Source organism: Clostridium drakei, assembly GCF_000633595.2.
Lineage (GTDB): Bacteria > Bacillota > Clostridia > Clostridiales > Clostridiaceae > Clostridium_AM > Clostridium_AM drakei.
This window is the reverse complement of record NZ_JIBU02000095.1, coordinates 1-11,791: the sequence shown is the minus strand read 5'-3', so window position 1 is coordinate 11,791 and position 11,791 is coordinate 1. Positions and strand designations below refer to the sequence as shown.

12 protein-coding genes and 1 pseudogene are annotated in these 11,791 nt (G+C 32.1%); 1 reads left to right on the top strand and 12 read right to left on the bottom strand.

Translation table 11 applies throughout. From position 1 onward, the window contains the following. Positions 1-1,083: glycine/sarcosine/betaine reductase component B subunit (locus tag EG57_RS0224855; protein WP_032079762.1), on the bottom strand; the 1,083-nt coding region annotated here is incomplete at its 3' end. A 339-nt stretch (positions 1,084-1,422) separates the two neighbouring features. Here EG57_RS0224855 and EG57_RS0224850 point away from each other — a divergent pair. Then, positions 1,423-2,076 carry a TetR/AcrR family transcriptional regulator gene (locus EG57_RS0224850; RefSeq protein ID WP_032079761.1) on the top strand — a complete coding sequence of 218 codons (654 nt, stop codon included), beginning with the start codon at positions 1,423-1,425 and terminating at the stop codon, positions 2,074-2,076. Between the two features lie 253 nt (positions 2,077-2,329). On the opposite strand, the gene EG57_RS27525 is transcribed toward EG57_RS0224850, so the two are convergent. The 11 genes and pseudogenes from EG57_RS27525 to EG57_RS0224805 form a co-directional block, all read right to left on the bottom strand. After that, positions 2,330-2,506, bottom strand: coding sequence for a hypothetical protein (locus tag EG57_RS27525; RefSeq protein WP_152563684.1), 177 nt, complete (start codon positions 2,504-2,506; stop codon positions 2,330-2,332). 65 nt (positions 2,507-2,571) lie between these two features. Further along, complete coding sequence (gene selD / locus EG57_RS0224845; RefSeq protein ID WP_084572330.1) at positions 2,572-3,606, bottom strand: selenide, water dikinase SelD; 1,035 nt, start codon at positions 3,604-3,606, stop codon at positions 2,572-2,574. Between the two features lie 139 nt (positions 3,607-3,745). After that, positions 3,746-4,636, bottom strand: coding sequence for a selenium metabolism-associated LysR family transcriptional regulator (locus EG57_RS0224840; protein ID WP_032079760.1), 891 nt, complete (start codon positions 4,634-4,636; stop codon positions 3,746-3,748). 24 nt (positions 4,637-4,660) lie between these two features. After that, entirely contained in the window at positions 4,661-5,800 is a 1,140-nt protein-coding gene (locus EG57_RS0224835) for a YkvI family membrane protein (RefSeq protein WP_032079759.1), read from the bottom strand. A 169-nt stretch (positions 5,801-5,969) separates the two neighbouring features. After that, a pseudogene (locus tag EG57_RS26130) lies at positions 5,970-6,281 on the bottom strand (3-hydroxyacyl-CoA dehydrogenase NAD-binding domain-containing protein). A 289-nt stretch (positions 6,282-6,570) separates the two neighbouring features. Beyond that, complete coding sequence (gene gltA, locus EG57_RS0224830) at positions 6,571-7,959, bottom strand: NADPH-dependent glutamate synthase (protein WP_032079758.1); 1,389 nt, start codon at positions 7,957-7,959, stop codon at positions 6,571-6,573. A 42-nt stretch (positions 7,960-8,001) separates the two neighbouring features. After that, positions 8,002-8,895: a sulfide/dihydroorotate dehydrogenase-like FAD/NAD-binding protein gene (locus tag EG57_RS0224825; protein ID WP_032079757.1), complete on the bottom strand. Its 894-nt coding sequence runs from the start codon at positions 8,893-8,895 to the stop codon at positions 8,002-8,004. Between the two features lie 288 nt (positions 8,896-9,183). Continuing rightward, complete coding sequence (locus EG57_RS0224820) at positions 9,184-9,777, bottom strand: DUF3841 domain-containing protein (RefSeq protein WP_032079756.1); 594 nt, start codon at positions 9,775-9,777, stop codon at positions 9,184-9,186. After that, positions 9,753-10,313, bottom strand: a complete 561-nt coding sequence (locus EG57_RS0224815; protein ID WP_032079755.1) for a DUF3841 domain-containing protein — start codon at positions 10,311-10,313, stop codon at positions 9,753-9,755. Before EG57_RS0224815 ends, EG57_RS0224820 begins: the two co-directional genes overlap by 25 nt. A gap of 35 nt (positions 10,314-10,348) precedes the next feature. Continuing rightward, the gene (gene grdD, locus EG57_RS0224810; RefSeq protein WP_032079754.1) at positions 10,349-11,503 is read right to left on the bottom strand and encodes a glycine/sarcosine/betaine reductase complex component C subunit alpha; all 1,155 of its coding nucleotides are present in this window, start codon (positions 11,501-11,503) and stop codon (positions 10,349-10,351) included. Positions 11,504-11,595: 92 nt separating this feature from the next. Then, a partial coding sequence (locus EG57_RS0224805) for a DUF5940 domain-containing protein (protein ID WP_032079753.1) occupies positions 11,596-11,791 on the bottom strand: 196 nt, incomplete at its 5' end.

Sequence of the window (11,791 nt, the reverse complement as noted above, 5' to 3'; positions counted from 1 at the left end):
ATCCAAAGAAACTAACGGTTGAGATTCACCATCTCTTCCTGTACATTCATTAGTAATACCACAAGTTTTAACTCCAGCATCTTCTAAAGCCACTATGCAAGCTATAAAGTCAGCATCTGGATTTCCATATCCTTCTTCTGCAACGATAGCTCCATCTGCTCCTAAGGATTTAGCCATTTGAGCTACGAATAAAGCTGAACGCTTCTTTTGCTCTAGTGCTACATTAAGGTTTGACATTATAACTCCTAAGAAGTTAAGTGTTTTACCATGTTCAGCATAAAGTTTTTTAATAGTTGGGTTATTTTGAAAATCATAGGTTGACCACTTTGATGAGCAAGGCATAAAGCTTCCTGAAATCACAGCTCCATCCAATACTTCATTTGGATGCATAAAGGTTGGAACCATATGATTTGCATCCCATCCATAAACCAGATCATTATACCCCATTTCTTCCATTTGTGATTGAGGCTGCATTACAAACACAACAGATGGTAAATCTTGAACTTCTTTAGATCTTTTTGTAATTGGATCTAATTCAAAAGTATCTATTTCTTCTGGCTCTAAATCTTTAACACAATTTGCAATAAATTCAGCTAATTTGTGTCCAGCCCATCTTAACGCTTTGTTCTTCTTCTGCTGTTCATGTTTTTCAAAATCTTCGTCTGTATCACCTACAAGTACTATGTTCTTTAGCTGTGAATAATAAGTGTATTTTGCACCTTCACCGCTCATATCTATTAATCCATCCTGAAATCCACCCCAGTGCTTTCCAACAACTAAAATACTACAATCTTTAAGTGCATGAGTTCTTCCCTCACCTACTGGCATTACTTCTCCTGTAACACCTGGAAATAAAGTGTTACCGTTTACTTTCACCCTTGGCTCAATGGCTTCTTTTACTGGTACCAAACGAATCTTATCACCTGGCTTAACAATTGCCAAATCTGCCTCTGTTATATGTTCATCTTCTAAAACAAAATCTAAAGCCTCTTTTTTATTTATTGTTAAAATTCCATCTTTATAAGATGTCTTTTCACCAAAAACGATATCCTTAACATAAAAGTTACCAATTTCTAACTTCAATATTTATACCCCCTTTTATAAATTAATTATTATTCCACATCATTTCTCAATTTACATAATTTGATAGCGCTATTTGTCTTAATATTAACACAATCACAATTATTTTTCAATCATGATTATATTATAATCATGATTGAAAAATGTGATAGTTCTTATTTGTTATTTTTATAGTTCTTTTTATTAAAGAGAGTTATATTGACAATAATTGTCATTTATTGTGTTCTCTAGTATTTTATGTTATAATAAATAACTGTAAAATCATGAAGTAAAATAATCACAATGAAATTTTGATTTCATTACTTAAGTAAAAACTAACATTTTGAACATTGGAGATAAATAATGATTAAGAAAACAATTAAGAAACATAGAAATATGAGTTATTTTATTGATGCGGCTTCTAAAATTATGGATGAAGAAGGAATGCAAGCTATAACAATAAGGAAAGTAGCTGATATAGCAGGCTATAATAGTGCGACGTTATATAATTACTTTGAAAATTTAGATGAACTTATTCTTTATGCTTCTATAAGGCATTTAAAGGAGTATACTTTTAGCCTTTCTCAATATCTTAACGCTCTTCATAATAACATTGATAAGTACTATGAAATTTGGAAATATTTTTGTAAATACTCTTTTTCAAGTCCTAAGATATATAATATTATTTTTTTTGGGAAGCATAGCGGTTCTATCTCAAATATTATTGAAGAATACTACTCAATTTTTCCTGAAGAATTGGGAGACCATTCTGAGGAATTGCTTTCTATGCTTTTAAAGAGCAATTTATATGAGAGAAACCTAATTTTATTAAAAACATTAGCAGCTGATGGATATTTAAAAGAAGAATACCTAAATGATATTAATGAAATGACCATACTGTTATATCATGGAATGCTTACTAAAATATTAAATAGTGGAGAAACCTTAAATGTTGAAGAGTGCTCGGAAACAATGTTAAGGTATATTAAACAAATAACTGCTTCTTTCAAAAATTAATCTAAGGATCTACCTCACACTAGAGTTTTATAGGTACGTTAGTATCATTTGTTTTTTACATAAAATAAGCGTGGCTTTTGGGCCTCGCTTTTATTTAATGGCGGGAATATGTGAGAATCGAACCCACCCGTCTTTTAATCTAATATCATAAAAGCCCCCACTATTATATCAAAATCCTTATCAAAAATAGTCCTTACATCTAAAACAACTTCATTATCTGAAATTCTAACTATTATAGGAGTCTTATTTTCTCTTAATTTTTTTCTAATTCTTGTAGAGAAAATTTATTGCTCTTTACCTTTATAATATATGTTTCGATCTTCTCCATAGGCATTGAACCTCCACCTACCATGGAAGTTTCTCTCAATGTTTCAATAACAATTATTCTCATCGTACAATTTAGTTCATTGTTTACTATATGTTCTTTCAAAAGTTCATCTATCTTAGGAAGATTATGTAATAACTGATTTTTTCCACTTTTCCCACCTCTTAGATTTATTCTACTATTATATAACCTTCTTCTTGCTTAGTTATTACCTCACCAATAATCGCTGACGGTAATTCCAATTCTGAAAGTTCCTCCATTATCTTAATACTTTCTGTTTTTGAACAGGTTATTAAAAGACCTCCTGATGTTTGTGGATCAAATAATATATCCTTCATCCATTCTGGTGTATTTTTAAACTCAAATTTATCTTGTATATATTTTCTGTTATTATATGCTCCTGCTGGTACAAGTCCCATTTCCGCATACTCTTTTGCATCTTTTATATAAGGTATTTTATCCTTATATAATTTAAAAGTGACGTCTGAAGCTTCAGCCATTTCATACCCATGTCCCATAAGTCCAAAACCAGTTACATCCGTACAAGCTGAAACATTGTAATTTTCAATTATTTCTCCTGCATATTTATTTAATGTAGCCATAACCTTTACAGCTTCATCGTAAGCTTTCTTAGATGCCATTCCACCTTTTATAGCAGTATTTATTATTCCCGTTCCTAAGGGCTTTGTTATAATGACATCCTCTTCAACCTTTGAACCAAAATTTTTAAGAATTTTATCTGGATGGGCTATTCCCATTACAGACAATCCATACTTTGGCTCATCATCTTCTACAGTATGACCTCCTATAACAACTGCTCCTGCTTCAATTACCTTATCTGCTCCTCCTCTTAATATTTCTCCTAAAACATCTATAGATAAACAACTTGGAAAACACACTATATTTAATGCTACTGTTGGTATTCCACCCATTGCATATACATCGCTTATAGAATTCGCCGCAGCAATTTGCCCAAAGGTATAAGGATCATCAACTACTGAAGTAAAAAAATCCAGTGTTTGTATAACCGCCATTTCATCATTTAACTTATAGACAGCATCATCATCAGAGGTTTCTATTCCTACTATTAAATTTTTATCTTCTATTTTAGGCAACTTTCCTAATATTTTTGACAGGGTCTCCGGCCCTATTTTCGCTGCTCATCCTGAAGTTTTACTTAGCTCTGTAAGTCTTTTTTGAACCATGTTAACACCTCACATCAAAATTTCTCACCACATATTCAAACTATTTTTCTTTTTAAACACAGCTCAATATTTTTAATGTATGCAAAGTTATTATATATGAGCGGCAACATTATGCACCTACATATAATACCAATATTTATTAGAATTTATACTGACTCTTACATAGAGTAAAAAAAGCATTTGCAGTAGGAGTAAGGGTTCTCTTAGAGCTAATAACTAAATAAATATACCTTTTAAGAGAAATACTTTTTATATAACTTTCTTTTATAAATCCTAAGGATATATAATTTTTAAATGTATTTTTTGAAACTACGGATATTCCAAGACCATTTTTTACAAACTGGTAAAGAGTGTCTACATTATTTATTTCAAAATGTACATCTATATTTGAAAGATCTATCCCTTGTTTGTTTAGAATGTCTTCAAAGGTTTTACGAGTTGCAGATCCTCGTTCTCTTAATATTAATTTATATTTCAATAAAAATTCTATATCTATGATGTCAGGAAAATTAAAATCTAATGGAGATATTATAACCAGATCATCTTCTATGATATTATAGGTTTTAATCCTTTCATCATTAATAAGGTTACCTACAAAACCCATTTCACAATTAAATTTTATAACATCTTCAATTATTTTATCAGAACTTTTTTCTGAAATATGAAATGAAACATCAGGATATTGCTGATGAAAATCTTTTATTAAAGAAGGCAATATAATATTACAAGAGGTAGTACTTGCTGATAACCTAAGCTTTCCACTAATTCTTTTATTAAAGTCTACAAGATTACACATAGCTTTATCACGGATATTTAAAATATCTATAGCATATTTTAGAAATGATTCCCCAGCAGATGTTAGAAATACTTCTTTAGACGTTCGATTAAATACTTGTACATTTAATTCTTTTTCTAGGCTAGATATTTGAGAACTTATAGATGGTTGTGATAAAAAAACTGAGTCTGCAGCCTTAGAAAAGCTTTTAAACTTTGCTACATTAATAAATGCTTCTATTTGATTAAACTCCATCAAAATGCCCTCCCAGTTACAAAATTATTCATTAATTTTTGTCATTTGATCAACATTAGCTCTTTTAGCCATAGAAAAGGCGTTCTTATTTATGAATTCTTTATAAACTACAAATCCTAGAAAGACAATACCTGAATATCCTGATATAGGATATAGGATATTTATCAATCGATCAAATGGTAGCAATGTTCCGATGAACATGCCGATAGCAGTTAAAACTATTCCAATAATATAAAACTTTTTAGTTTTATCAGCAGCAAAGTTTCTAGTAACAACCAAAAGAATAGAAGAAACTGATGCATAAATACCTAGTACTATTATTACTGCAAAAATCAATCCTAAGACAGGAGCTATGTGCTTAGCTATTGCTAATGTAGGCACTTGCTGACCTTTAATAATATCTAAATAAACAGTTTCAGTTATAGTAAGCAAGATAATTGCAAGAGTATAAAAAACAGTTCCAATCATACATGAAATTCTTGCTTCCTTTACACTTTTTGCAGATTGTCCATTAATAACAAAGAATGCTACACCAAACATAAGACCAAGTAATGAATATAGTATTGCTGCCCATAACCAGTTATTAGAAGCTGTCTTAAATCCTGATGTTACTATAAGATCACCATTAGCCGTCAACAAATTCGGTTGTCCAGCAAGAGTAACCAAAGCAGCTATACCCATTATTATCATAAATAATATCTCAACAGGTCCGATAATACCTATTATTTCAATAAGCTTTTCAACTCCTAATAATGCTGTAACCAATGCAACAAGTGCTACTGCATAAGTACCTATGTATTGTGAAGTTCCATAATACTGATGAATTGTTGCACCTGCTCCTGCCAACATTACTATATATATACCATACGATAATACAACACTATACCATGTATAAAATTTACCTATATATTTTCCACAATAATATTCAAAAACATCATATGGGTTATTAAATTGCTCTCTTTGTCCTATTCCATATAAGATGTAAGTAAAGAACATCATTAAAACCATATAAACCAATGCTGCAATAATCCCTTTGACCGGACCACTTGTTGAAAAGAATTGTAAAACTTCCTGTCCTGTTGAAAACCCTGATCCAATCATGTACGCACAAAATGCTCCTGCAAGAATTGCTACTTTTTTAATACTAATTGATTGTTTTTCCACACTTATCCCCCCTTGCATAATTTGTTAGTTCAAGGTTTTTTACACTATTTTTTATAATTAGGTTGTTGAATAAACAATAATTGAAAATTTCATTATGAATTTAGATATAAATTGCTTCATCAACAGCTGCAGCATCAGTACTATCATTCTCTACTATTGATATTGCCTCTCAATAAAGCATGTTGTAATCTATTTGCAACACAAATACATCTTCATTTACTCTTATAGGGCGTTTATTTGCCTCTTTAAGCAATTTTATGGTTTTATTCATAACTTCATCTGATGTATAATCTGACCTAACTACTTCAACAAGTGGGATTAAATATGGCGGATCTCAGAAGTGGGTGTCAACTAATCTTGATTTTAACCTGGATTTTTCAGATATCTCAGTAATACTCACTATTGATGTATTTGTTGCCAATATAGCATCTTCTCTGCAAAGTTTTTCTAAATTCATAAATAAATTTTGCTTTAATTCCACATCATCAGGCCATTAGCTTCAGCTGTCATTAAAGCTGCAGTAATAACATTTTTTTAAGCGCTTTGAAATTACCATATTGGCCTTTTAAAGCTTCAATACCCCAGCCAAGAGCAGCAATTGGAAGAATAATTGAACCAGCTGCTATCATCAAGCCAATAACATAAGCTGAATTAGCAACAGCACCCCCTTAATAGCAGCTAACATAAGCATACGACCTGAAGTAGTATTAATCCATCCAAAGCAATAAAACATAGTAACTGCTACTCCTTTATCCAAGTCGTACAAGAGATTAAAGCATATTACTTAAATATTCATCAATAGCCTTAGCAGCCTTCTTACCTGCTCCCATTGCAAGAATAACTGTAGCAGCTCCTGTTACTGCATCTCCTCCAGCATATACTAACTGCCTTGATGTAAGACCAGTTTCTTCTTCTGCTGCTATACATTTATGCTTATTTATTTCTAAGCCTTTAGTAGTTGAAGATATCAATGGATTTGGTGAAGTTCCTAGTGACATTATTACAGTATCCACATCCATTATGAATTCTGAACCTTTTATCTCAGCAGGTCTTCTTCTTCCTGATGCATCTGGTTCTCCAAGCTCCATTCTTACACATTTCATGCCCTTAACCCATCCATTTTCATCTCCTATGATTTCTGTAGGGTTAGTAAGTATGTCTAATATTACACCTTCTTCTTTTGCATGATGTACTTCTTCTACTCTTGCTGGAAGTTCTTCTTCTGATCTTCTGTATACTATATGAACCTCTGCTCCAAGTCTTAATGCTGTTCTTGCTGAATCCATAGCAACGTTTCCACCACCTACAACAGCTACCTTTTCACCTACTTTTATAGGTGTATCATACTCTTCTTTGAAAGCTTTCATTAGGTTATTTCTTGTTAAGAATTCATTTGCTGAAAATACTCCATTTAAGTTTTCTCCTGGTATTCCCATAAACTTAGGAAGTCCTGCTCCAGAGCCTATAAATATAGCATCAAAGCCTTCCTCCTTTAGGAGCGCATCTATAGTAACAGTTCTACCAACTATAACGTTAGTTTCTATTTTAACTCCTAGCTTTTTAACATTTTCAACTTCATGCTTAACAACTGTTTCTTTTGGAAGTCTGAATTCAGGAATTCCATAAACCAAAACTCCACCTGCTTCATGCAGTGCTTCGAATATCGTTACCTCATAACCGAGCTTTGCAAGGTCTCCAGCACAAGTAAGTCCTGCAGGACCACTTCCTATTACAGCTACCTTTTTACCGTTCTTAAGCTTTGTTTCTGATAAATCTATATTATTTTCTCTTGACCAGTCCGCTACAAATCTTTCAAGCTTTCCTATAGCTACTGCTTCTCCTTTTATTCCAAGTACACACTTTCCTTCGCATTGACTTTCTTGTGGACATACTCTTCCACAAACTGCTGGAAGTGCACTAGATTTAGCTATAATTTTAGCTGCTTCTTCAAAGTTTCCTTCTTTAACCTGCTGAATAAACTCTGGTATTCTTATAGTTACAGGACAATCTCCTACACATTTAGGGTTTTTACAGTTTAAACATCTTGAAGCTTCCTGCATTGCTTCTTCTTTACTATAACCTAAGCAAACCTCTTGAAAATTAGTTGCCCTTACCTTTGAATCCTGCTCTTTTATTGAAGTTCTCTTCATTCTATCCATTATTTATCCTCCTTTGCATTCCTTTTGCGCACATAATGATTATTAGTCATTATGTCCTCCACATCCACAGCCTTTTCCATGATGAGTATCTCCTTCTATTTCTCTTAGAAGTTTTCTTCCCTCTTCAGTTTTATACATAGTCTGTCTTCTCATAGCCTCATCAAAGTTTACAAGGTGTCCATCAAATTCTGGTCCATCAACACAGGCAAATTTCACTTCATCTCCTACAGTTACTCTGCAGGCACCGCACATTCCTGTTCCATCTACCATTATTGGATTTAAGCTTACTATAGTTTTAATACCATATTCTTTTGTAAGCTTAGTTACAAATTTCATCATAATCATTGGTCCTATTGCTACCACATGATTATATGTTTTTCCTTCTTTATCTATAAGTTCTTTTAAAAGGTTTGTAACAAGTCCCTTATATCCATAGCTTCCATCATCTGTAGCAATATATAAGTTCTTGCATACTGCCTTCATTTCTTCTTCAAGTATGAGGTGTTCTTTTGATTTTGCTCCAACTATAACATCTACATTAACTCCATTTTCATGCAGCCATTTAACCTGTGGATATACCGGTGCTGTACCTACTCCGCCAGCTATAAATATTATGTCCTTTTTCTTAAACTCTTCTAGTTCCTCATGAACAAGATCTGATGGCTGACCGAGTGGGCCAACAAAGTCTGAAAAAGTCTGACCTTCTTCATATTCTGCCATCTTCTTAGTTGATTCTCCAAGTGTTTGAAATACTATAGTTACTGTTCCTTTTTTAGCATCATAGTCACAAATAGTAAGGGGTATTCTCTCCCCTTTTTCATCCATTTTTACTATAACAAATTGTCCTGGATAACAAGACTTAGCCACTCTTGGAGCTTCTATATCCATTAGATAGATATTTGGTGCTAACATTTTCTTTTCAATAATTTTAAACATACCTATTCCTCCGATTATATTTCTTGAATTATTAGTATTCCCAAAACTTAGCATGCATTTTAAAAGCTCATCGAATCCTAGCTTTCATTTAATTTACCATATGCAATAAATTTAAAAATAAATAGTTGAGAACTAACAGCGATTAATAAGCTAAATATTTTTCAAGTCAAACCGTTTTTCACTGTAAATTCTCAACTAAAAATCTTGCAAGTATTACTTAATCTCATAATTGCTTAGTGATCATTTCATCATTAAACAATTATCAATAGATTATGTAAAACTTTATATCTAGAGGTTATTTTCTTTAATATCAATAATCCACTCTTTTCTAAGTTCCCATAAACCTGCTTGTAGATTTTCTTTCTTCATGTTTCCAGACTTTATTAACTGATGATATTTAAATAAATTATCCCAACTTTTTTTTACTTCTACTTTCAAGTTTGGGTAAAAAGGTTTGGTGATTACATCTGAATCAATTAAAATATTAAACTTTTTCAACATATCTTTGTGTATTCTTTCATCTTTTTCATCAGCAGCTAAATATTTTAGATTTAAAATCTTATTCCAATCTTCAGCTCTAAAAAAAACACATTCTTCTACAGGCACTTCCAAAGAAATCAGGTAATTGCCTGGATACCATCCAGCATAATCTATTTTATTATGTGTCCAAAATGGATACTCAGCATGTTCAGGCTTTTTCACAATATTTTGTGCTTTATCTATATACCAATTATATGCCTCTAAAAATATACTGGAAACCTCTTGATACTTTTTTACAATGTATTCTCTTTTTACATGGCATACCTTCTGTTCAAGTAAAGTTTTAATAACTATAGGACTTTGGGAAGTATACAATATTATCTTATCACTCTTTGCACCCATTCTTTTTTCACCTCCCAAATTGTACCCTGCTTAAAACTTGACAATGAATAAGAATTATCAAATAGCCTGTTCCAGCTTTTTATTATTTCACTTTTAAGCTGAGGATAAAAACTGCTCATATATGCATTTGAGTGATTTGATATTCCATAGTTTTTAAGTTTTTTATCATATTCATTTTCATCCTTCTTATTTAGAGGAACATACCATAAATTAACTATCCTACCCCATTTTTCTGAATCCGTTACAATAACCAAATTCTTATCCACTAAAAGCTCTAATATAACCGTATCAGGCGTCTGTTGAAGCATAAAATCAGAAGTTACCGAAACCCATATAGGATATTTTACATCCTGAGGTTTATCAACTATTTCACTTGCTTTCCTAGTGTACCAGGAATATACCTCAAGATAATATTTTGCACAATCTTCCATTTTACGTTCTATATATTCTCTTTTTGCAATATATCTTCCTTCATCTTCTAAAACGTCAAGAATGCTTGCATCTTGTCTGGTCCATATTTTTATTTTTTCTCCCATAAAATCACCTTACTATAAAAAGCCTTAAATTAGGACTATTTAAATCCATTCTTTATAAGTACATTAACAGCATTTTCGCTTTCATCTTCACTTACCAAAACTATTGGACCAGTGCATCCCATTCCGCTCTCAGAATATATTCCTTCCTTCCAAAGTGATCTACAAGCATCTTCAAGCTCAAGAATATCAATTCCAGGTATTCCGTATGTTACTACTTTTTTAGGTGGCATCTTAACTTCTTCTGCTGCAGCTGCTGGTTTATCTTTTTCAAGTATTTTTCCTATTATTTCTTTTAAACCTGCTGCATTAGCATTTTTATACTCAATATCAGCAAGCTGCAGTAAATTATTTTTTGCAGAAAGTGCACAATATTTTAATGCCTCACAAATTAATGGAGCTCCCGATGCTCTTGATACTATATTAATTATCTTGTCATAGCCTTCTCCTACTCCTGGACCATATCCAAATCCAGTAGTTTCATAATTTCCACCTGTTGTAAACGCTGCAAATATCTTTATAAGCAAATTACCTGTTAATGAATCACAAACCATAACGTCAGGTGTTCCTGCAAGAAGATCATTTCCTCTCATAACTGAACCTCCATCAGCTCTTAGGGATTCACTAAAAGTAAATTTATATCCTCTGCTTTGCAATTCTTTAAGTGCTCTTTCAACACCTCTAGCTCCATCTACATTTAATATTCCAACCTTAGGATCCTCAATACCGCAAGCTTTTGCAACAGATATTCCATTTATAGTGTTTTTAATCATTCCTTCAACTCTATGAGTGGCTGTTGTTCCCGTAGTTGTGGCAATTATCATTTCTTTTCCTAAACCTGGTGCAATAACTTTTCCAACTGTTGATACTCCTATAGGAAAATCAAAATGCTGAGTGACGCATCCATCTATTACTTTATTATCTAATAATTCTACCATTTTTTTATGACCTTCTTCAGCATCACTAACTTCAATGACCTCAAAGTCACCTTCAACTTTAGGTCCAATTAAAACTATATCAAAATCACCATATTTGTTCTTAGCAAGTGCTGCAGCTTTCATCATCTCATCCACACCATGTTCTGAACCAAAAGTGGTTAATCCAATTTTAACTCTTTTTCCGAAGCTTCCACTTATAATTCCATAAGCTATTTCATCAAATACTTCTGCAATTACTTTTTTAGTTTGCTCCACGTTGCTCCCTCCTTTTTTATTAGCATCTATTTCAATAATTAATTATATCTATTATTAATCAAGAACGTTCTTTCATCTACATAAACTATTCTTTATTCTTCCATCATTTTAGATGCAAATTTTTTTAGTTCTTCAGCTATCATACTCTTAATTTCTTCTTTTGAAACTGAAGCTTCATCACTTTCTAATGCGCCAGTATTCTTCTCAACCAATATTGAAATTCCATCGAACAAGTTAGTCATTCTTCCTAAGAACAAGCTTCCTTTTCCTATTAACATAAAGTTATTT

Coding starts and splice junctions, on each gene's coding strand:
- EG57_RS0224850 (WP_032079761.1), top strand. CDS start 1,423: ATGATTAAGAAAACAATTAAGAAACATAGAAATATGAGTTATTTTATT.
- EG57_RS0224840 (WP_032079760.1), bottom strand. CDS start 4,636: ATGGAGTTTAATCAAATAGAAGCATTTATTAATGTAGCAAAGTTTAAA.
- gltA (WP_032079758.1), bottom strand. CDS start 7,959: ATGGATAGAATGAAGAGAACTTCAATAAAAGAGCAGGATTCAAAGGTA.
- EG57_RS0224825 (WP_032079757.1), bottom strand. CDS start 8,895: ATGTTTAAAATTATTGAAAAGAAAATGTTAGCACCAAATATCTATCTA.
- EG57_RS0224820 (WP_032079756.1), bottom strand. CDS start 9,777: ATGGGTGCAAAGAGTGATAAGATAATATTGTATACTTCCCAAAGTCCT.
- EG57_RS0224815 (WP_032079755.1), bottom strand. CDS start 10,313: ATGGGAGAAAAAATAAAAATATGGACCAGACAAGATGCAAGCATTCTT.